Origin of the sequence: Fructobacillus ficulneus, assembly GCF_001047075.2 — a bacterium.
GTDB lineage: Bacteria > Bacillota > Bacilli > Lactobacillales > Lactobacillaceae > Fructobacillus > Fructobacillus ficulneus.
In genome coordinates, this window is record NZ_DF967986.1 from 194,311 (window position 1) to 214,076 (window position 19,766).

Consider the following 19,766-nt stretch of genomic DNA (forward strand, 5'->3'; position numbering starts at 1 on the left):
TATAGCACCGAAAAAGGTGATACAGAGTGGATAATATTCTGATTTGGAATATTCTTAAAATAAGAGTAATTGTTGAATGTATTTCCGTGCAAAAGGAGTAAAAGATTAGTTAATTTTACGTTGGTTTCCAGTCAGATAAAGGAATCTTGAACTTTAGCAGTAATTTTAGTATTCTAAACTGAATTAAACAAGTGAAGGTAAGAAATATGTGGCAAGCAAAAAAGTTTGATGACTTAACTAATCGAGAGCTTTGGGGTATTTATCGAGCCCGGATGAGCGTCTTTGTTGAAGAGCAGAAAATCATGTACCAGGATGTGGATGAAGTTGATTTGCAAGCAATCCATGTTTTTTATGAAAAGGATGGTCAAATTTTGGCTTATGGACGGGCTTTTGCCAAGGACGATAGCGTTCTTTCATTTGGTCGCGTTCTAACGGTCCAGGAAGCCCGTGGTCAGGGATTGGGGAAGGAATTAGTTCAACAGCTCTTAGCTGCGTTAACGGCCCATTTTGGCCAGGAAACGATTGAAATCGAAGCTCAAGAACATGCTGTTGGTCTCTATGAACGTTTTGGCTTTCAACCGGTAGGTGAAGTCTTCTTAGAAGTTGGCGTTCGCCACCTGAAGATGGTGAAAGCTAATCAGAAAAGTTGAACTAAATAAAAAAACCAGGTCAATTGACCTGGTTTTTTATGTTGACTATGCGGCTGGCGGGAGTCGAACCCGCACGTCCTAAAGCGGACACAGGATCCTTAATCCTGCGCGTCTGCCAATTCCGCCACAGCCGCAACTTATTACAACTATCAAAGTTTATCGAGAAAACAGGCGTTTGTCAAGAAGTTTTCTATATTGTTCATTTTATTCGGTTTTATGGTTCATTTTTGATAAAATAGAGAAAGAACGGAGAATATCGATGAAGCTATTTAATTGGTCGAACAAAAAAGACCAGCAAGACAATGAAATCCAGACGCAGGTAGATTTCCTGCAAGCTGAAAATGATCAGCTCTTGGACCAGGTTGAGTCCTTAAAGCTCGACCTCAGTGAAGCCCAAACCGAAATTACGCACTTGCGTGAAACGATTCACCGGTCGCAATTTCAGCGAGGTTTAGTTAAAACGGGAATAGGACTCGCTATTTTATTTATTTCCTATGGCCTATTAATCCTCCTTGGTGAGCAAAATTCAAACTTACCATGGCTTTTATTGATTGAAGCCGCCTTTATCTTTATGATGTTAAATCGGGGTGGGGACAAATGAGTGGAAAGCTACGACGGCCATTTGTTTTAGCCAACTGGAAAATTAATATGGCTCCTGATGAAGTTGGCCCATATTTGCAGACAGTTTTGCCAGCCCTGGCCGATGAAAGCCGGGTTGAAGTGGGAATTGCTGCCCAAGACCTTTACCTTGGTCAAATGCTTGCTGCTACTCAAGCTAGTCCATTGACGATTGTTGGTGAGAATACCCATTGGGAAGACCAAGGCGCCTTTACCGGTGAAACATCACCGAAGGCCTTGGCCCAAATGGGGGTCGAATACGTGTTAATCGGCCATTTTGAACGGCGGAAGTTCTTTAATGAGACGGATGAGACCGTTAATTTGAAAACGTTGGCTGCATTGCGGAATGGGCTAAAACCAATTGTGGACCTAGATGAAGATTTAAGTGCCTATAGTCATTTGGCCCCTGACCAAGTGATTTTGAGTCAGTTAGAAGCGGCTTTACGGGGCGTGACTGCTGACCAATTAGCCGAAATCACCGTCGCCTATGAACCAACCTGGGCCATTGGGTCCGGTGAGGCGGCTTCGGCCGACCAAGCCCAAGAAGCAGCAGCCTTGATTCGCCAAAGCTTGACCAACTTATATGGACAAGACTTGGCACAGAAAATTCGTATTTTGTATGGCGGATCAGTCACACCTGATAATGCCCCGGCTTTTTTCTGCCAGAAAGACATTGATGGTATTCTGGTTGGTAAGGCTGCTTTGGACCCTCATAAATTCTTAAAATTAGTTAACCAGGCTCAAGATTGAAAATTTTCTCAGACAATTGGTACAATCAGTTGGCTAAGTTACAAAGAGGGCTAGATTCGTATTCAATTTAACGAATAAGGGTGTTATAATTTACTTGGTTTTATAATTTATCGACCATAACAAAAGGAGAGCATAAAATATGTCTTTGATTTCAGATATCATCGCACGTGAAGTTCTTGATTCACGTGGAAACCCAACAGTTGAAGCAGAAGTAATCACTGAAGTTGGTGGCTTTGGCCGCGGAATCGTACCTTCAGGTGCATCAACTGGTGAACACGAAGCTGTTGAATTGCGTGATGGCGACAAGAACCGTTTTGGTGGTAAGGGTACTACTAAGGCCGTTGCTAACGTTAACGACGCAATCGCTAAGGCTTTGGTTGGTAAGTTTGACGTAACTGACCAACGTGCCATTGACCAAGCCATGATCGACTTGGACGGTACTCCTAACAAGGGTAAGTTGGGTGCAAACGCCATCTTAGCCGTTTCTATCGCTGTTGCTCGTGCAGCTGCTGATGAATTAGGTGTTCCATTGTTCTCATACATCGGTGGAATGAACTCATACGTGATGCCTACTCCAATGATGAACGTTATCAACGGTGGTGCTCACTCAGACAACAAGGTTGATTTCCAAGAATTCATGATCATGCCTGTTGGTGCCCCTTCAATCAAGGAAGCTGTTCGTTACGGTTCAGAAACTTTCCACGAATTGAAGAAGTTGTTGGCTGCTGACGGTAAGGCTACTTCAGTTGGTGACGAAGGTGGATTTGCTCCTGACTTCGCCAACAACGAAGAACCATTGCAATACTTGTTGAAGGCTATCGAAGCTGCTGGTTACAAGCCTGGTAAGGACATCGCTATTGCTGTCGATGTTGCCTCATCAGAATTGTGGGATGCTGACAAGTCAAAGTACGTTTTGCGTTGGTCAACTAAGGAAGAATTCTCAACTCCTGACTTTATCAAGTACTTGGAAGATTTGGCAGACCGTTACCCAATTATTTCAATCGAAGATCCTATCGATGAAAACAACTGGGAAGACTGGGCTGAAATCACTAAGGAATTGGGTAAGAAGGTTCAATTGGTTGGTGACGACTTCTTCGTTACAAACACTGAATACTTGGCCAAGGGTATCCGTATGGGTGCCGCTAACTCAATCTTGATCAAGGTTAACCAAATCGGTACATTGTCAGAAACAATGGATGCTATCGAAATGGCTAAGGAAGCTGGTTACACTGCCATCGTTTCTCACCGTTCAGGTGAAACAGAAGATACTACTATTTCTGACTTGGTTGTTGCAACTAACGCTGGTCAAATCAAGACTGGTTCATTGTCACGTACTGACCGTATCGCAAAGTACAACCAATTGATCCGGATCGAAGAATTGCTTGCTGAAACTGCTAAGTACAAGGGTGTTAACTCATTCTACAACTTGTCAGCTGATGCACGTGCAGCTATCCAAGCTAAGTAATTTTTAAATTAAAGACGCCTTCGGGCGTTTTTTTGTGCTCTTTTACGTATAATAATTGGTAAGCAAAGCTACTTAGGAGGACATGACAAATGAAGACGCGGTGTCGGTGGGTGCATGACCTGCCAGAAGATGACTTAATGGTGGCCTACCATGACCAAGAATTTGGCCAGCCTGTGCATAACAATCAAAAACTTTTTGAGTTATTAACCTTGGAACTTTTTCAGTCCGGCCTGAGCTGGCGGACGGTCTTGAATAAGCGAGCTAACTTCCAAGCGGCCTTTGCCGATTTCGATGTTGATCAAGTCGCGACCTTTGATGACCAAGACCGCGACCGACTTTTAGCAGACGCGGGAATTATCCGCAACCGAATGAAGATTGATGCGACAATCAATAATGCCAAGGTGATTAAGGCCTTGGCGGAGTCTGGGACAAGCTTTGCTGATTTGGTCTGGGAGCTAACTGACGGTGAAACTGTTACCGTTGGTGCTGGGCCTGCGGAAAAGGTTCCTGCTCAAAATCAGTTATCCCAAGACTTTAGTAAGAAATTGAAGAAAGCTGGTTTTAAGTTTGTTGGTCCGGTAACGATGGAATCCTTTTTGGAAGCAGTCGGTGTGCAAAATGCTCATGACTTAGACTGTGACTTCCGTTAAGAGTGTACGGGCGTTCCAGCCTAACCAAGATTAATTTAGAAAACAAAAAAGACCTAACAAGTAATTGTTAGGTCTTTTAACGTTATTTCTTAGTGCGCGATCCGGGAGTCGAACCCGGATTGCAAGAACCGGAATCTTACGTGCTATCCATTACACTAACCGCGCGAACTAGATAATTATAACCTACTTTGCTGGAATTTCCAAGTAAGTTTCGCCAATTTTTTTAAAGATTATTTTACCGGCAAAACGATTGGTGAGGTCTTCTTCAAAGCGATCGATTGCCTCTGGAGCGACTGCTACTTCGTGATGGACGGCGGTATCAAAGTTAGTTGCAAAGAGAGGATAACCTTCTTGGTTAAGCCAATAAGTTAATTGGTCGTTGTTTTGATAATCAATGGTAATTTCGATTTTTTCCCGCCAAAGTCGTTCGACGAGACCAACGGCATCAAGGCCTTGAGCAACCGTTCCAGCATAGGCGCGGATTAAGCCACCGGCTCCAAGTTTAATTCCACCAAAATACCTGGTTACGATAGCTAGGACGTTATGAATTTGGCGCTTTTGTAGAACTTCCAGCATCGGTACTCCGGCTGTTCCAGAGGGTTCGCCGTTGTCGGAATAGCGTTTGATTTCATCGTTATCCCCCAAGACATAGGCAAAGACGTTGTGGGTAGCCTTATAGTGTTCCTTGTTAATTTGGTCGATTAGGGTTTTGGCCTGGTCTTCACTTTCAATGCGAAAGAAATTAACAATGAAGTCTGATTTTTTGATTGTTTGTTGCCAGGAAGCTGATTCCGGGGCAAGTAAGTAAAATGGTTCCATAGTCCGTATTATATCATGATGACCAAAAGGAGGAAATCATGATTGAACGCAGCAACTTATATGGTCGGTTAGTAACTTGGCCGAAAACAGAGCCTTTGCCAGTTGATTGCTCAGTTATGCCAACTTTCATTGGCAAGCGTTGCCAACGCTGTGGACAAGATAATCGGGCAGCATTGCCTGGAAACCACTGGTACTGCCTGGCTTGTTTGAAACTCGGGCGAGTTTCAACTCGGGATGTTTTGCTATTTTTACCGGAGCCCAATGACTTTCCTCCAGTTGCACCAATGACCTGGCGCGGACAATTAACCAGCCGGCAGGCCACTGTCAGTCAAGACCTAGTGCAGTCCTACCAAGACCACCGCGACCACTTGGTCTGGGCGGTCACGGGAGCTGGGAAAACCGAGATGCTTTTTCCAGTGATTGACTGGGCTTTACACCACCGGGGACGGGTGGCAATACTATCTCCCCGGGTCGACGTTGTTTTAGAGTTAGCCCCACGGTTGCAGGCGGCTTTTTCTACTCCAATCCAAGTCTTGCATGGCCAAGAACGAATCCCCTATCATTACCGGCAATTAGTCTTAGCCACAACCCATCAGGCACTGCGGTTTCGTCAGGCCTTTGATTTGATTGTGGTTGATGAGGTCGATGCCTTTCCCTTTCGAGGTGATGAAGCTTTAGCCTATGCAGTTAGTCAGGCGAAGAAGAAAGAGGGAATGGTTGTTTATTTGACAGCAACACCGACCCCAGACTTGTTAAAACGAGTAAAGCACGGTCAACTGCGCCAGTCATACTTACCGCAACGGTTTCATGGCGGGGCATTACCATTGATTCAAGTTGTCAGGGTAGGTGATTGGCGAAAACGGTGTCCGCGTCGACTAGCAGAAGCGGTTAAACATTGGCAAGACACAAAAACGCCGTTTTTGATTTTTGTACCAGAAATAAAGGACCTGGTACTGGTGGAAAAATACTTGCAAGACTTTCCCACACTTAAAGGTGCTACCGTGTACTCGCAGGACCCTGACCGAGCCTTGAAGGTGGTTAAACTTCGACGAGGTGACTACCAATATCTGATTACCACGACCATTCTTGAACGAGGGGTAACGGTGCCTGGATTGGAAGTTGCTATCCTGGGTGCCGATGAGGGCACGTTTTCAACTGCGGCCCTGGTCCAAATTGCAGGTCGGGTTGGCCGGTCTAAGGACCGACAAGATGGACTCGTCTTAGCGTTAGTGCAGGAGCAAACATTGCCTTTACGAAGGGCACAACAGCAAATTGCGGCCCTAAATCAAAAGGCTCAAGGCCACTAAAGGAGAAAGCATGACCTGTTTACTATGCCAAAAGACATTGGAGGCTCAACTAAGTTTTGCTGATCGGATTCTGGGACGAACAAGTCCGACCGAGTTGGTCTGCCAAAAATGTCGTGATTCCTTTGTCACCATTAAAGGCCTGACCTGTCGTGGTTGTGGCCGACCACTTACGCCTGAGATTGATCGTGGAGAAGATGGGACAATCTGCTTTGAATGCCAATTCTGGCTGAACCGACTCGGCTATCTCTTAGGTCATCAGGCCCTCTATGAATATGGGCCAGAACTGAAGCTGTACATGGCGGCCTATAAGTTTATGGGGGACTACCGCCTCAATATTATTTTTCGAGAGAAAATGCGGCGATTTATCAAAAGGATTTGCCAGCAGCAAAAGATTGACTTGATTGTGCCAATTCCGGTGAGTCAGAAACGGTTCAATCAAAGGGGATTTAACCAGGTCCAACCATGGCTACCCAAGATCGCCCAAAATCTTTTAATCGTTGATTTGGCAAACAAGGTGGATCAATCAAGTTTAGACCGCCATGCCCGTCTACACAGTCCGCAACCGTTTCGATTAAGTGAGGACTGTGGTCCTAAAATTAAAAATCGTCGAGTTCTGTTGGTGGACGACATCTATACAACCGGACGGACATTGTATCATGGTGCTGAGTGCTTTTATCAGTTAGGGGCTGCGAAGGTTAGTTCGCTTTCGTTGGTCAGGTCTGGGGATGTCGATGACGGGTGAGAACCTGGTATACTAGGAATGGAAAAACAAAGGAGTATTCGCAAATGTCCCCCATCGTAACGCTCGCGATTAACGTCGTGTCAATCTATTTTGTCTTTTATTTGCTGCAACCGGTTGATTTTACTAAAATCATGCCCAAAAATCCGAACCAAGCAGCGATATTAAAAGTGGTGATCGCAACCATTCTTGGCTTCTTATTAGCAACTGCTATGATTAGTCTGGTTTCGGCTGCACAAGAAATTCCGAATACGGTTTTAAAGCTGTCTTAAAAGATTTATAAGACTACGCCGAAACTGGTCAAGTATGGTATAATTTAAAAGATTGTAGGGTACTATGCCTAGAATTTATTGGCCCTACTGAACATGAATTTTGGAGAAATAATAACCATGGCAAAAGATATTGGAATTGATTTAGGAACCGCCAACGTTTTGATTTATGTTGAGGGCGAAGGCGTTGTCCTGAATGAACCTTCCGTTGTCGCCGTTGACGACAAGACTGACCGCGTTTTGGCCGTTGGTGCCGAAGCTTATCGGATGGTTGGTCGAACTCCCGGAAATATCCGGGCCGTTCGTCCTTTGAAGGATGGAGTCATCTCTGACTTCGATATTACCGAAGCAATGTTGACTTACTTCGTTAACAAGTTGAATGTAAAGGGCTTTATGTCAAAGCCTAACATTATGATTTGTGCCCCAACTAATATTAGTGAAATCGAACGTAAGGCAATTATCCAAGCGGCTGAAAAAGCTGGTGGAGCAAAGGTCTACTTAGACTACGAACCAAAGGTTGCTGCAATCGGTGCTGGCCTTGATATTTTCAAGCCAGTTGGTTCAATGGTCATCGATATGGGTGGGGGAACTTCAGATATCGCCATCTTGTCATTGGGTGATATCGTGGTTGCTGAATCAATTCGCGTTGCCGGTGATCGTATGAACATCGATATCGTCAACTACTTGAAGCGTGAACATGGCTTGGTAGTTGGAGAACGTTCAGCTGAAACCATTAAGATTGAAATTGGATCTGCTTTGCAGTCTGATGATCCAAAGACAATGACCGTTCGTGGTCGCGATAACTTTGAGGGGATGCCTCAAACAATCACAGTTAACGCTAACGAAATTGAATCTGCCTTGCATGATACATTGGTACAAATCGCCGATGCAGCTCACTTGGCACTTTCAAAGTTGCCACCAGAATTAGCAGCTGACATCATTGATCATGGTGTGATGTTAACTGGTGGTGGTGCCTTGTTAGAAGGATTGGACAAGTTTATGGCTGACCGCTTGAACGTCCCAGTCTTTGTTTCAGAATCACCATTGGACAACGTGGCCAAGGGAACAGGGGCATTGTTGGAACACATGATGTCTAAGAAGTAAGGAGTTGGCATGAGCAAAAAAAATCAGAGCTTTGGTGTTTCTTTAGTAACTAAGGACGACCAAATCCAGGTTTTGGTTGATAATCAACCAATTGGCAAAATCGAACAAAATCAGGGGAGCTATACTGGTGTTTTAGGTAAGCAAGTTGTTATTGCGACCGCTCAGTCAACTGATGAAGCCTTGCAAGCAATTTTGGCCTCATTTAATCTCTACCATTAATTTTTTAAGAGAATCCTTTGCTCCGGCAGGGGGTTTATGTACATATTATGCTTTAAATTTATTCTGCAAAGGAAGATTCATCATGCAACGAATCGCATCACACAAAACTGACCGCCCATCAGCTTCTGAGTTGGACTGGGGAATGATTTTGATTTTAATTTTGCTGATGTTAATCGGCTTGTACTCGCTTTACTTTGCGATTTTAAATGGTGGCAAAGATGCTTCGCCAATTAAGGCAGTGGTCATGCAAATGGCTTATTGGATTGCGGGGGGAGTCATGATTGCTGTAATCATGCGCTTTGATGCTTTCCAACTTTGGCGGTTAGCACCGTTTGCTTATGCTTTTTCTTTTGTTTTACTGATTGCCGTTTTAATTTTCTATAACCGAGCCTTGTATGCCAATGCCGGTGCCAAGTCTTGGATTGTTTTGGGACCAATATCGATTCAGCCAGCTGAATTCGTTAAGCCGGCCTATATCTTGATGTTGTCAAAGGTCGTGGCCAACCACAACCGGTTGAACCCAGTCCACCGAGTGGACTCGGATTGGCTTTTACTTGGCAAGATTGCAGGTTGTTTCCTGCCAATTGCTTTTTTGATTGCTTTGCAAAACGATTTGGGAACTTTACTAGTCTTCTTGGCGATTACAGCTGGAATCGTTGTTGTTTCTGGAATCACTTGGCGCATCCTTGGACCAATCTTTGCTTTCGCCGGTGCCGTTGGTTCTGCCATGATTTTTTTGGTCGCATCAACAATCGGTCGAAATATTTTGAGCGGTTTAGGTTTTCAAACTTATCAGTTTGCTCGAATTGATGCCTGGTTGCATCCGGGTCAAGATACTTCCAACACTGGCTACCAAACCTATCAGAATTTGAAGGCTATTGGTTCTGGTCAGTTGTGGGGCTCTGGATTTGGAAACATGAAGGTCTTTGTGCCGGTTCGTGAATCCGACATGATTTTTTCAGTCATGGGTGAATCCTTTGGTTTTGTTGGTGGTGCTTTCTTAATTCTTTTGTACTTCTTGCTGATGTATCGAATGATTAAGGCAACGTTTAAAGCCCGGAATGGTTTTTATGCCTACATTGCGACCGGGGTAATCATGATGGTCCTATTCCACGTTTTTGAAAACGTCGGAATGAATATCGGTTTGTTACCATTGACGGGAATTCCGCTCCCCTTCATTTCGCAGGGAGGTTCATCTTTGGTCTCAAATATGATTGGAGTCGGCTTAATCATGTCGATTTCCTACCAGCAACAAAGTCGGACATTTAACGATTCGAATGAATTTAATTTGTAAGGAGAAGTATGGAAGAACTTGCAGAAATTCATGAAAAAATAAAGATTCTACTAGATCAGCTCCGCAACGGTGATATTTATGAGTCACTGCCAGAGCTACTCTATGTTTTAAAGGAAAATGTTGATCTCAATCCCGCCGAACCAACACCCCGTCCCCATGATTCAACCATGGCTCTTGAGCAAATGCATGTTTATCAGGAAGCTTGGTCGGACAATGAAGGTGAAGACCAGCAGTTGATTTCAGATTCTGACTTAAGATTTTTTGTTCACCAACTGGCTTCGCCAAGTGCAAAAATCCGCGATACCGGCACGTTTTTCTTTTTAGGCAATGCCATTCAAAGTGGCCATTTAAATAGTGATCAAATGGCCTGGCTCACTGCCGAATTGATTAACGACGAAATTTTACTGTGTCAAATTTTAGAGGAAGAAAACGATGGAGCTTATGGTCGTTCGTTTTCTGTAGCACTTTTGTCAATTTTGTTGACGGTTGACCAACAACTGGCAGAACCATTCATTTCAGTCCAGCTAAAAGTGGCTATCGTAGAACAAATCAGTTTGTTTGCCTTGTTAGAAGTTGATACGCGAGGCTTTGTTCCGGGTCATGGTTGGGTTCATGCCTTTACCCATTTAGCTAATGTCATGGGAACTATTTTTGATCGCACAGATATTCCCAGAGCGAATAAGCTCTTCATGGTAGCATGTCTGATGACAAACTTCCGGCACCTGAATACTGCCCTGACAATGGGTGAAATTGGTCGGTTAGTTGGTGTTATTTTGAAGCTTACTCAAAAGCATAGCCTATATGCTGAGTATTTCTTGCTCTCATTAAAGCTTTGGCGCCAAGACCTGGTGAATGAACCATTTGCCCAAACGCGGTCAAGGTGGCAAAAGTTGTATATCCGGGTTGATTTTTTCCAACAAATTTTAGCCTACGGTCCTGAAGAAGTCCCTGAAAAAATTTGGGCATATGTTCAGGAGACCAAAAATTATTTATCTTAACCAATTAATCAAAGTTATTTAGCCCGAAAGGGTGCAATTTTGAATATTTTACCCATAATGCTTGCCGAAAGCAGGCGATAGAGGAACTACTTATGAGCAAAAAGCACGTTGTTTTACTATTTGGCGGAAACTCTTCGGAACACGATGTTTCGAAGCGGTCAGCCTATAACTATTATCAGGCCCTCAAGGCGACTGGGAAGTACGATTTATCGGTGATTGCGATTGCCCAAAACGGTTACTTCTTAGACGCGGACCGGTCATTTAAAATTATGAACCAGGCCGATGAACAACCTTTGGTCGATGAATACATGGCCTTAGTTGACCAAAATGAAATTCTATCACCAATTGCGGCTTTGCAAGACCTACCAACTATCGATATCTTCTTCCCAGTTGTCCATGGTAATTTGGGTGAAGATGGTACATTACAAGGGCTCTTCCGAATTTTGAATAAGCCCTATGTCGGGGCTGCTTTACGGGGCCATGCCATTTCCTTTGATAAGGTAATTACCAAGGAAATCTTGACTGCCAATGGGATTCGCAACACCAAGTACTTAGTGACTTACCAAAACGATGATCAGCCATTGACTTGGGACCGAGTTGAAAAAGAACTTGGAGCACCTGTCTTTGTGAAGGCTGCCAACCAGGGTTCATCTGTTGGAATTTCTCGTGCTGAAAATGAAGCTGAGTTCACAGCTGCTTTGGCAGACTCCTTCCAATATGACCGCAAGGTCTTGGTCGAAGCCGCCGTTAACGGTCCTCGTGAGTTAGAAGTCGGTGTTATTGGTAATGATGACGTTTTGGTTTCTGAAATTGGTGCCCACCAGGTTCCTGACCAGGGTGGAGATGGTAAGGGTTGGTATGACTACCAGTCAAAGTTTGTGGATAACTCGGGTGTTTCTTATGAGATTCCCGCTAACTTACCACCAGCAGTCACGGAAGAAATCAAGGCGATGGCCAAGAAGGCCTACCAAGTCTTGAACTTGGCCGGTGAAGCCCGGATGGACTTCTTGATTGATGCTGATAACGTGCCATATTTGGGCGAACCAAATACCTTGCCTGGCTTTACTAACATGTCGCTCTTTAAGCGCTTGTGGGACTACTCAGACATTGATAACCCAAAGCTGGCTGACATGATGGTTCAGTATGGCTTTGAAGCCTACGAGAAGGAACAACAAATTTCATACTCATTCGAATCATTGGGTGAAGAAAAAGTTGGGACCTTTAACGGTCAATAATGATTAATAAAATAAATAAATCCTAGTAATCGTTTTCCAAACGGCACTAGGATTTTTTAGTTAAATATTAAATTAACGAACGACTAAAACATCAGTTTTAGCGGTCCGCGTGACATAGGCTGTGACAGAGCCGACGACGATTCGTTCGACGGTGTTGAGACCTGTTGCCCCAATCACGATTAAGTCGGCGTTGATTTCGGTTGGAATATCATTGGCCACCATGGTTTTTGGTGTTCCGTAGTCAATCCGGTAGGCCACGTTCTTTACACCTGCCGTTTCAGCCTGTTTTTTATAAGTTTCCAGGGTTTGATGGGATTCTTCGGCGATTGTATCAACAACAGTGCTATCAAAACTGCTGATATTTTGAATCGCCCGAGTATCGATGACTGTTGCAATCGTTAGGCTTGCTTGGTCATTTTCTTGGGCTAAAAGAACGGCCCGCTGGAGAGCGGCTTCGGCTTCTTTTGAGCCATCAACAGGAACCAAAATATTACGATATGTTTGGGTCATGGTTATCAACCTCGCTTTCTGCCTTTATTATAAAACTTTGGTCTACAAATAAAAAGCACAAAAAAAGCCCGCCCGAAGGCAGGCCGTGGGTCATGCCCACGATACTCTATTGGCACCGTTAATCGTCGCTCAGATTTTCCTCGAAATTATCGAGGTGGGCGTTTCACCGGTGGCTCTGATGACCAAACGAAAGGGCATGTCATTACCGAGGGATCCCCGTCCAAAATAAAAAGGTTGTAAGGAAAAAGCTGTAAATGCGACAATGCGCATACCAGAGTATTCACTAATAGTATACAGAAACACGAATAAAATACCAGTCTTGACATTCGTTAATTTGTGAGTAAAATGGGTCAATTTTTGTTGATAAATTTTTCAAAATAGCACAATTGGTATTGTTTACTTTAGACCACGTTCTTGTTGGTCTTTGAGGCTTTTATTAACGTCTTTGAGCTGTTGTTCGAAGGTCGAGTTCCCCTTAGGATTAAAGTACTTGTCGTCGGCAATCGCCTCTGGCAAGTAAGCCTGCGCAACCCAGTCATTGGGGTAGTCGTGGGGGTAAAGGTAAGTATTGCCGTGCCCAAGTTTTTCGGCCCCTTGGTAGTGGCTGTCTTTTAAGTGGTTCGGCATGGCTTGGGCCTTTGACCGGCCGGCTTGAGCTAGGGCCATATCCATGGCCGTGTAGGCAGAATTTGATTTGGGCGAAAGGGCTAATTCGATGATGGCATTGGCTAGAGGAATTCGAGCCTCTGGAAAGCCAAGCTTTTCGGAAGCTTGGATAGCTGTGACCGCTCGCTGAACCCCGTTCGGGTTAGCTAAGCCGATATCTTCGTAGGCGATGACAATTAGTCGACGAACTAAGATTTGTAAATCACCAGCAATGATGAGCCGAGCTGCGTAGTGGAGAGCGGCATCAACGTCAGACCCGCGGATTGATTTTTGCAAGGCAGAAATGATGTCGTAGTGGGCATCACCATCCTTATCGGCGACCAATGACTGGCGTTGGGTGGTTTCTTCGACAACGTCCAAGGTAATTTGAATCATTCCGTCTGAGTCGGGCTTTGTCGATAAGACAGCGAGTTCCAGTGAATTTAAAGCCGACCGTAAGTCACCGTTAGTAGCTTGACTAAGGTGGTTGAGTGCCTGGTCGGTAAGGTTAACTTGATAGGACCCCAAACCGTTCTCAGTGTCGGTTAAGGCCCGCTTGATGCCGCTTTGAATATCAGCCGGCGTTAGGGGCTGGACCTGAAAGATTTGTGTCCGTGACCGGATAGCGGGAGTGACATTCAAATAGGGGTTTTCAGTTGTCGCACCGATTAAGATAATGGCCCCGGATTCAAGATGAGGTAACAAGAAATCTTGTTTGACCTTGTTGAGTCGGTGAATTTCATCAAGAAGTAAGACGACTGTCCCGGACATCTTAGCCTCTTCGGCCACAACCTGCAAATCCTTTTGAGAATCGGTCGCCGCGTTAAGGGCTCGGAAAGCAAAGTTGGTTGAACCGGCGATGGCCGAAGCAATCGATGTTTTTCCGGTTCCTGGCGGTCCATACAAAATCATGGACGAGAGACGCTTGGCTTCGACCATCCGCCAAATAATTTTATTGTCGCCGACCAGGTCTTGTTGACCAACAATGTCTTCAATTTTTTGTGGTCGCATGCGAAAAGCGAGTGGTTTTTGTCCGGACATTAAAAGTTCCTTTGTATCGTCGAGAGTTTTTAGAAATACCAAAGAGGGTCAGCATCGGCTACCCGAGCTTACAAATTAATATTTTCTTGGTTAATTGCCGTTTTAGCTGCTAAAACAACGGCATAGGGATCCGTTGTTTGTGTCGTTTTCTCCGTGTTTGAGAGTAGCGTGTAGGCATGATTATTTGTGACAGCCATAGTCAAATAATCAGTGTAGCTATCACCACACAAATCCTGGTCAATCAAAAGGGTCGTTTCTGGCCAAGCACTGAGGGCTGCCTTGACTTGACTTTGGACGGTTTGGTCATAGACTTGAGATTCTTTGACAGCAACCACTACACGTTCGCGAAAAGTACCCAAGTAGAGTCGTTGTTCATCAGGGTTTATTTTTGGGCCACCATTGCCTTGTTGGCTTTGCTCTAAGCGGCTGTTAACATCATCCATCGAATTGTCCTCCTAAAAAATTAAAAAATGCTTTGACCCTAATTATACGGAAAAATGCTTGGAGACACAAAAAAAGCCACTGCATTAACAGTGACTTTTTCAACCAGTAAAGGGTAATAAAGATTATCCCAAACGGTTGTAGTATTCGACGATCAAAGCTTCGTTGATGTCAGCATCCAATTCTTCACGTTCAGGCAAACGAACGAAAGTACCTTCAAGCTTTTCGGCATCAAATGAAACGAATTGTGGACGTGAAACCACTGATTCAACAGCGATTTGGATAGGCACAATGTTCTTTGACTTTTCGCGAACTGAGATAACTTGGCCAGGCGTTACTTCGTATGAAGCAATATCAACGCGCTTACCATCAACTAAGATGTGACCGTGGTTAACCAATTGACGTGCTTGTTGGCGAGTAGTTGCCAAACCAAGACGGTAAACCAATGAGTCCAAACGGCGTTCCAAGAAGATCATGAAGTTGGTACCGTGAGTACCTTGACGAACTTTTCCAGCCTTGTTAAACAAAGAGTGGAATTGACGTTCAGTCAAACCGTAAGTAAAACGCAACTTTTGCTTTTCGCTCAATTGCATTCCATATTCAGAAACCTTTCCGCGACGGCCTTGGCCATGGTCACCAGGTGCGTAAGCACGACGTGACAATTCCTTACCAGTTCCAGAAAGTGAAACACCCAAACGACGTGAAATACGCCATTTTGGTCCAGTATAACGTGACATGTATATGTCCTCCAAAATGTATTTTGCTGTACATTTGAGGGCCGGCACCAGATGCGTGCAACGTCAAGGAAAAACGTTTCTCAGTGACTGTAGCTAAGTCCTTACTAACGAGTTAGGACGTTGTTGACGCGCTTCTTTACCGACTGCTACTCAATACAACTCCTACTAGCTTAACAAATTTAGAGGATAAAGGCAAGAAAGACAATGAACTTTACCAACTTGAAGATTACATTAGACTCTATCAAATTAACCAAAAGCAAGAAATCCTAAAAAAGATTAAGAAAAGGATAAAAGCTCAGCAGGACCAGCTTTTTATTTTGTGAATAGTGTATTGTTAAAGTAATTAGTAGACAAAGTTGAGGGCTTAATACATATGTGGATTATTTTGACCGTAATCGTGATTGTTGCATTGGGGATTGGTTTCACCTGGGCTGTCTTTGCACAACGCAAGGCCGCTTCACAAGTAAGTGATTTTGCCCTGGCAAAAAAAGCGTTGACTGATACAGATGCTGAAAAGGACTTGGCAAAGGCTCGTAAAACAGCCTTAACGGGTGAAGCACTAAAAGAATATCAGGAATTAGAAAAAGTATACAAAGATTTACGTAATCACCGTTTTTTGGAAATTGACCAAGAAATTAGCCATGCCATGAACCTGGCCGCTGGTTTAAACGTTTGGAAAACCAGAAAGGTTTTGCAAGATCTCTTTGATTTGATGACGGAAGCTTCAGAACTCCAAAAGGAAGTTTTGTCTGGTTTAGCAAAGTTGGACCGACAAAGTCAGATGCAACACCAGGCTGTTGACCAGTTACACCAAGAGTATCCAGCGATTCGAGAAAAGATTGCTGCAGACGATGGCGTCTATGGCCCAGCCGGACCGGCATTGCTAGACTTCTTAGAAGAAGTAGAAGAATCGTACCAAGAATACCAAGACTTGGCAGAAAAGAGCGAACGAGTTCAGGCGGCTGAAAAGTTTGAAGAATTGGGCATGTTAACGGGACAAGTTCTTGATTTTATGCAAAATATTCCGATTTTCGTTGCTAGCTTTAATTTTAAATACTTAGATCAAATAAATGAACTGCTAACTAGTTGGCAGGAACTAGCCGACCGTGGTGTTATTTTTAAAACCGCTGAGGTCCAGGCGGCCCTCGACGATATTGATAGTGACCGATTGCAGGGATTGGCTGCGGTTGCCAAATTAAAATTGAAGGAAACAGATAGTATTTCAAAAAAACTGGGTGAGAAAATTCAAGCCTTGTATGATTTGCTAGAAAAAGAATACAAAGCCTATCGGGCCTACTTTGGCCAACAAGATTTGGTGAACCAGCGATTTGACCGAGTTAAGGAACAAAATCATTCTTTGCTGATTGAATTAACTTACTTAAAGGGACGGTTCGCTCTTGTCCATGATGAGGAAGAACAAAATGCTGGTTATCATATTGAAATTGATAACCTGATGGCCAGTCAGCAAGAGATCCAAAAGCAATTAAAGGATCACGACTTGCTGTATAGCCAAGCGGTCGAAATTCAAGAAAATTGGTTGACGACCTTAGCTCAGCTTGATGATGACCAAGTTACCTTGTTTAAGCAAATTGAAGAGTTCCAACCAGCCTTGGAATCTGCTAAGAAGCATACCATTGACTATATTGATCAAATCCGGGGATTGAAGCGGTCTTTGGAACGACGGGATTTGCCAGGCCTACCTGCGACCTTCTTAACGAATTTTTTCTCAGTTAGTGATGAAATCAAGCGACTCGATGAAACGGTTTACACCAGTGAAGCAGATTTGGATGAAATCCAGCGGCAATTGAATATCGTGGCGGCTGATTTTGATACTCTCAGAGAAGAGGCCCAAGAAGTGCTAATTCAAGCAGATTTGGCCGTTGCCCTGTTGCAGTATGCAAACCGCTATCGTGAAACTAGCAGTGAGGTGGCGATGGCCTTGGAGGCCGGACAAGCTTTGTACCAAAATGACTTTGACTACGCTGGAGTTGTGGCAACCCTTAAACCAGCATTAGTGGCTGTTGAACCGGGAGCCTATGAGCGTCTCTTGGCTAGCCAAGATGCAGTGGAACTATAAATTAAATTAAAAAACGCTGATCCGAGAGGACCAGCGTTTTTTAATTTGATTACTAAGGTAACCGTGTTTATTTTTTATTCAATGATGAATGGCGGATACCATAAGCAAAGTACCAAACCAAACCGATAATGACCCAGATACCGTACAACTTCAAGGTTTCCATTGGGAGACGGATAATCAAGAAGAGTGAAAGCAAGGCTGCCACGGCAGGCAAAACTGGGTAAAGCGGCATCTTGAAGCCGTCATGAGCCAAATCTTTGCGCTTGCGGAGGAAGAGAACGCCGAAGCTGATAAAGAGGAAGGCCATTAAGGTTCCGATGTTAATCAAGTTGGCCAGGGTACTCAATGGTACTAGACCAGCCAAGAAGGCTTCCACAACAATGGCAACGACCAAGGCATTTTGAGGCAAGCGATGACGGGGAGTGACCTTACCAAGGCTACGAGGCAAGAGACCGTCACGACCGAATGAATAAGCCAACCGTGATGAAGCGAAAATCAAAGCCAGGATAGCGGTAAACATTCCAATCAAAGCACCAATCGTAATGACGATTGAGAATTGATTTTGTGAAACAGCCTGGAGGGCAAAGGCTGCGGGATCATCAACACCCAACTTCTTGTAATTGACAATACCGGTCAAAACAATCGCGAAGAGGGTGTAGAGAACGGCTGAAATTCCAACTGTTCCTAAGATTCCTCGTGACATGGTCTTGTTGGGATTCTTAACTTCGGCCGCATGGGCAGCGATTGTATCAAAGCCTAAGAACGAGAAGATGATGGAAGCAGTTGCGGTAGTCAATCCACCCATACCCCAAAGACCTGTCCGGAATTGCTTTGGATAAAAGTCAGAGTAATTGTGTCCCTTAATAAAGAAGGCACCACCGATGATGAAGAGCAAGATAATGGCAACCTTCAAAACCACACCGGCATTTTCAATCTTCTTTGATTGGCTGACACCGGCAAAGAGAATCAAAGCTGAAATCAAGATGACGACCACGGCCATCAAATTAACGACACCGCCTTCGCCAGGTCCGGCTTGGAGGGCGTGTGGTAGGGACCAGCCCATTTCACCAAGGAGGTTGTTGAAGTAGGCGGAGAATCCAGTCGCAATTGCAGAGACGGCTAAGAAGTACTCCAAAATCAATGACCAACCCAAGATCCAACCGATGATTTCACCATAGATAACGGATCCATATGAGTAGGCTGAACCGGCCACGGGCATAGCAGATGAAAATTCAGCGAAGGCCATGCCGCAAATTCCAGAGAAGAGCGCAGCAACCAAAAAAGCGACTGCAACTGCTGGTCCAGCATGGCTAGCAGCTTCATGACCAGGAAGAATAAAGATTCCAGAACCAATCACGGTTCCAACTCCCAAGCCAATTAAATCTTTCGTCGTCAATACTCGTTCCATTTGCTGATCTTTTTCCAAATAACCGGCAACGGATTCGCGAGCAAAAGCACGTTTAATGATATTCATATCTTTTCTCACTTTATTTTAATTTAATCATTGACAAGTGTACCAACTTTTAACTGGCTTGTCGAATTGTTTGATGTTAAGCTGACTATAAGATAAATGGCGGAGAAATGAAAATCATGACTGAAAATAAAGTGATTGTTTTAACCGGACCCGCAGGTGCAGGGAAAACATCGATTGCCAGCTATTTAAAAGACCGGTGGCAGGTCCCTCAAGTAATTACCCATACTACTCGGGCAAAGCGAATTGGCGAGGTTGATGGAGTCGACTATTATTTTGAAAGTGCAAGTTCTTTCCTATTAAACGACTACTTAGAATCAGTTCATTATAGTCAGGCAGACTACGGGTCATCCATGGAAGGATTGCAGAAGGGCTGGGAGCAAAGTTCCTTGGCTTGCATCGTTTTAGATACGAAGGGGGCAGAAACCTATTTAAAGCGGTTAGGTAGTCAGGCCTGGGTTTGGTACGTCACGATTGGGGATGTTGCTAAGCTCGAGAAGCGGTTGGTTGATCGAGGGGACGACCAGGCAGCTGTTCATGTTCGATTAACTGCTCCGGAATTTAAACGTGATTTACAACTTCCTGAGGAACTTGAAGGTCATGCTACCGTGTTGAAAAATGATGATTGGCAGGAAACCTGCCAAGAGGTTGACCGGTTAATTCAGTCGTATCGGGCTTTGTAAAATAATTTAGAAAATCCTTGAAAAAACGCTTGACGAAAGTAAGC

General features: G+C 44.3%; 21 protein-coding genes and 2 tRNA genes. 15 read left to right on the forward strand and 8 right to left on the reverse strand.

The window, feature by feature from the left end; genetic code table 11:
* The first annotated feature begins 206 nt into the window (after positions 1-206).
* Positions 207-650 (forward strand): GNAT family N-acetyltransferase, encoded by a 444-nt coding sequence (locus AOQ29_RS01570; RefSeq protein WP_061992799.1) that lies wholly within the window; start codon positions 207-209, stop codon positions 648-650.
* Positions 651-698: 48 nt separating this feature from the next.
* On the opposite strand, the gene AOQ29_RS01575 is transcribed toward AOQ29_RS01570, so the two are convergent.
* A tRNA-Leu gene (locus AOQ29_RS01575) sits at positions 699-784 on the reverse strand.
* Between the two features lie 125 nt (positions 785-909).
* Here AOQ29_RS01575 and AOQ29_RS01580 point away from each other — a divergent pair.
* The 4 genes from AOQ29_RS01580 (at position 910) to AOQ29_RS01595 (ending at position 4,133) form a co-directional block, all read left to right on the forward strand.
* Positions 910-1,251: a hypothetical protein gene (locus AOQ29_RS01580; RefSeq protein ID WP_061992800.1), complete on the forward strand. Its 342-nt coding sequence runs from the start codon at positions 910-912 to the stop codon at positions 1,249-1,251.
* Complete coding sequence (tpiA, locus tag AOQ29_RS01585) at positions 1,248-2,018, forward strand: triose-phosphate isomerase (protein ID WP_061992801.1); 771 nt, start codon at positions 1,248-1,250, stop codon at positions 2,016-2,018. Before AOQ29_RS01580 ends, tpiA begins: the two co-directional genes overlap by 4 nt.
* Before the next feature lie 139 nt (positions 2,019-2,157).
* The gene (eno, locus tag AOQ29_RS01590; protein ID WP_061992802.1) at positions 2,158-3,483 is read left to right on the forward strand and encodes a phosphopyruvate hydratase; all 1,326 of its coding nucleotides are present in this window, start codon (positions 2,158-2,160) and stop codon (positions 3,481-3,483) included.
* 89 nt (positions 3,484-3,572) lie between these two features.
* The gene (locus AOQ29_RS01595) at positions 3,573-4,133 is read left to right on the forward strand and encodes a DNA-3-methyladenine glycosylase I (protein WP_242977371.1); all 561 of its coding nucleotides are present in this window, start codon (positions 3,573-3,575) and stop codon (positions 4,131-4,133) included.
* A 93-nt stretch (positions 4,134-4,226) separates the two neighbouring features.
* On the opposite strand, the gene AOQ29_RS01600 is transcribed toward AOQ29_RS01595, so the two are convergent.
* Together AOQ29_RS01600 and AOQ29_RS01605 are read right to left on the reverse strand one after the other, a co-directional pair.
* A tRNA-Arg gene (locus AOQ29_RS01600) sits at positions 4,227-4,298 on the reverse strand.
* An 18-nt stretch (positions 4,299-4,316) separates the two neighbouring features.
* Positions 4,317-4,952, reverse strand: a complete 636-nt coding sequence (locus tag AOQ29_RS01605; RefSeq protein ID WP_061992803.1) for a YigZ family protein — start codon at positions 4,950-4,952, stop codon at positions 4,317-4,319.
* 41 nt (positions 4,953-4,993) lie between these two features.
* Between AOQ29_RS01605 and AOQ29_RS01610 the strand changes: the two genes are divergently transcribed.
* The 8 genes from AOQ29_RS01610 (at position 4,994) to AOQ29_RS01645 (ending at position 12,117) form a co-directional block, all read left to right on the forward strand.
* Positions 4,994-6,259 carry a DEAD/DEAH box helicase gene (locus AOQ29_RS01610; RefSeq protein ID WP_407645462.1) on the forward strand — a complete coding sequence of 422 codons (1,266 nt, stop codon included), beginning with the start codon at positions 4,994-4,996 and terminating at the stop codon, positions 6,257-6,259.
* Between the two features lie 10 nt (positions 6,260-6,269).
* Positions 6,270-7,001: a ComF family protein gene (locus AOQ29_RS01615; protein ID WP_061992805.1), complete on the forward strand. Its 732-nt coding sequence runs from the start codon at positions 6,270-6,272 to the stop codon at positions 6,999-7,001.
* Between the two features lie 44 nt (positions 7,002-7,045).
* Positions 7,046-7,270: a DUF1146 family protein gene (locus AOQ29_RS01620; RefSeq protein ID WP_061992806.1), complete on the forward strand. Its 225-nt coding sequence runs from the start codon at positions 7,046-7,048 to the stop codon at positions 7,268-7,270.
* Between the two features lie 117 nt (positions 7,271-7,387).
* Positions 7,388-8,371 (forward strand): rod shape-determining protein, encoded by a 984-nt coding sequence (mreB, locus tag AOQ29_RS01625; RefSeq protein WP_061992807.1) that lies wholly within the window; start codon positions 7,388-7,390, stop codon positions 8,369-8,371.
* Between the two features lie 9 nt (positions 8,372-8,380).
* Positions 8,381-8,590: a DUF2969 family protein gene (locus tag AOQ29_RS01630; protein WP_061992808.1), complete on the forward strand. Its 210-nt coding sequence runs from the start codon at positions 8,381-8,383 to the stop codon at positions 8,588-8,590.
* Positions 8,591-8,672: 82 nt separating this feature from the next.
* Complete coding sequence (locus tag AOQ29_RS01635; protein ID WP_061992809.1) at positions 8,673-9,884, forward strand: FtsW/RodA/SpoVE family cell cycle protein; 1,212 nt, start codon at positions 8,673-8,675, stop codon at positions 9,882-9,884.
* 8 nt (positions 9,885-9,892) lie between these two features.
* A complete protein-coding gene (locus AOQ29_RS01640; RefSeq protein ID WP_061992810.1) occupies positions 9,893-10,882 on the forward strand; it encodes a DUF2785 domain-containing protein in 990 nt (329 codons plus the stop codon).
* 92 nt (positions 10,883-10,974) lie between these two features.
* On the forward strand, positions 10,975-12,117 hold the full coding sequence (locus AOQ29_RS01645) for a D-alanine--D-alanine ligase family protein (protein ID WP_061992811.1): 1,143 nt from the start codon (positions 10,975-10,977) through the stop codon (positions 12,115-12,117).
* Between the two features lie 72 nt (positions 12,118-12,189).
* On the opposite strand, the gene AOQ29_RS01650 is transcribed toward AOQ29_RS01645, so the two are convergent.
* From AOQ29_RS01650 to rpsD, 4 genes are all read right to left on the reverse strand, one after another.
* Complete coding sequence (locus tag AOQ29_RS01650; RefSeq protein WP_061992812.1) at positions 12,190-12,627, reverse strand: universal stress protein; 438 nt, start codon at positions 12,625-12,627, stop codon at positions 12,190-12,192.
* Positions 12,628-13,023: 396 nt separating this feature from the next.
* Positions 13,024-14,313, reverse strand: a complete 1,290-nt coding sequence (locus tag AOQ29_RS01655) for a replication-associated recombination protein A (RefSeq protein WP_061992813.1) — start codon at positions 14,311-14,313, stop codon at positions 13,024-13,026.
* A 68-nt stretch (positions 14,314-14,381) separates the two neighbouring features.
* A complete protein-coding gene (locus AOQ29_RS01660; RefSeq protein ID WP_061992814.1) occupies positions 14,382-14,756 on the reverse strand; it encodes a YueI family protein in 375 nt (124 codons plus the stop codon).
* 123 nt (positions 14,757-14,879) lie between these two features.
* Entirely contained in the window at positions 14,880-15,491 is a 612-nt protein-coding gene (gene rpsD / locus AOQ29_RS01665; protein WP_061992815.1) for a 30S ribosomal protein S4, read from the reverse strand.
* Positions 15,492-15,864: 373 nt separating this feature from the next.
* On the opposite strand from rpsD, the gene AOQ29_RS01670 reads away from it, so the two are divergent.
* Complete coding sequence (locus AOQ29_RS01670; RefSeq protein WP_061992816.1) at positions 15,865-17,568, forward strand: septation ring formation regulator EzrA; 1,704 nt, start codon at positions 15,865-15,867, stop codon at positions 17,566-17,568.
* Positions 17,569-17,635: 67 nt separating this feature from the next.
* Here the strand turns inward: AOQ29_RS01670 and AOQ29_RS01675 are convergent, their stop codons facing one another.
* Positions 17,636-19,042, reverse strand: coding sequence for an APC family permease (locus AOQ29_RS01675; protein WP_061992817.1), 1,407 nt, complete (start codon positions 19,040-19,042; stop codon positions 17,636-17,638).
* Between the two features lie 116 nt (positions 19,043-19,158).
* Between AOQ29_RS01675 and AOQ29_RS01680 the strand changes: the two genes are divergently transcribed.
* On the forward strand, positions 19,159-19,722 hold the full coding sequence (locus tag AOQ29_RS01680) for a guanylate kinase (RefSeq protein WP_061992818.1): 564 nt from the start codon (positions 19,159-19,161) through the stop codon (positions 19,720-19,722).
* Positions 19,723-19,766 lie beyond the last annotated feature (44 nt).

What these genes read in the sequence shown, in the direction of transcription:
- eno (WP_061992802.1), top strand. Translation starts at nt 2,158, where the DNA reads ATGTCTTTGATTTCAGATATCATCGCACGTGAAGTTCTTGATTCACGT.
- AOQ29_RS01580 (WP_061992800.1), top strand. Translation starts at nt 910, where the DNA reads ATGAAGCTATTTAATTGGTCGAACAAAAAAGACCAGCAAGACAATGAA.
- AOQ29_RS01620 (WP_061992806.1), top strand. Translation starts at nt 7,046, where the DNA reads ATGTCCCCCATCGTAACGCTCGCGATTAACGTCGTGTCAATCTATTTT.
- AOQ29_RS01570 (WP_061992799.1), top strand. Translation starts at nt 207, where the DNA reads ATGTGGCAAGCAAAAAAGTTTGATGACTTAACTAATCGAGAGCTTTGG.
- AOQ29_RS01655 (WP_061992813.1), bottom strand. Translation starts at nt 14,313, where the DNA reads ATGTCCGGACAAAAACCACTCGCTTTTCGCATGCGACCACAAAAAATT.
- AOQ29_RS01615 (WP_061992805.1), top strand. Translation starts at nt 6,270, where the DNA reads ATGACCTGTTTACTATGCCAAAAGACATTGGAGGCTCAACTAAGTTTT.
- AOQ29_RS01650 (WP_061992812.1), bottom strand. Translation starts at nt 12,627, where the DNA reads ATGACCCAAACATATCGTAATATTTTGGTTCCTGTTGATGGCTCAAAA.
- AOQ29_RS01635 (WP_061992809.1), top strand. Translation starts at nt 8,673, where the DNA reads ATGCAACGAATCGCATCACACAAAACTGACCGCCCATCAGCTTCTGAG.
- AOQ29_RS01670 (WP_061992816.1), top strand. Translation starts at nt 15,865, where the DNA reads ATGTGGATTATTTTGACCGTAATCGTGATTGTTGCATTGGGGATTGGT.
- AOQ29_RS01645 (WP_061992811.1), top strand. Translation starts at nt 10,975, where the DNA reads ATGAGCAAAAAGCACGTTGTTTTACTATTTGGCGGAAACTCTTCGGAA.
- AOQ29_RS01660 (WP_061992814.1), bottom strand. Translation starts at nt 14,756, where the DNA reads ATGGATGATGTTAACAGCCGCTTAGAGCAAAGCCAACAAGGCAATGGT.
- mreB (WP_061992807.1), top strand. Translation starts at nt 7,388, where the DNA reads ATGGCAAAAGATATTGGAATTGATTTAGGAACCGCCAACGTTTTGATT.
- AOQ29_RS01640 (WP_061992810.1), top strand. Translation starts at nt 9,893, where the DNA reads ATGGAAGAACTTGCAGAAATTCATGAAAAAATAAAGATTCTACTAGAT.
- AOQ29_RS01680 (WP_061992818.1), top strand. Translation starts at nt 19,159, where the DNA reads ATGACTGAAAATAAAGTGATTGTTTTAACCGGACCCGCAGGTGCAGGG.
- AOQ29_RS01595 (WP_242977371.1), top strand. Translation starts at nt 3,573, where the DNA reads ATGAAGACGCGGTGTCGGTGGGTGCATGACCTGCCAGAAGATGACTTA.
- AOQ29_RS01630 (WP_061992808.1), top strand. Translation starts at nt 8,381, where the DNA reads ATGAGCAAAAAAAATCAGAGCTTTGGTGTTTCTTTAGTAACTAAGGAC.
- rpsD (WP_061992815.1), bottom strand. Translation starts at nt 15,491, where the DNA reads ATGTCACGTTATACTGGACCAAAATGGCGTATTTCACGTCGTTTGGGT.
- AOQ29_RS01675 (WP_061992817.1), bottom strand. Translation starts at nt 19,042, where the DNA reads ATGAATATCATTAAACGTGCTTTTGCTCGCGAATCCGTTGCCGGTTAT.
- AOQ29_RS01605 (WP_061992803.1), bottom strand. Translation starts at nt 4,952, where the DNA reads ATGGAACCATTTTACTTACTTGCCCCGGAATCAGCTTCCTGGCAACAA.
- tpiA (WP_061992801.1), top strand. Translation starts at nt 1,248, where the DNA reads ATGAGTGGAAAGCTACGACGGCCATTTGTTTTAGCCAACTGGAAAATT.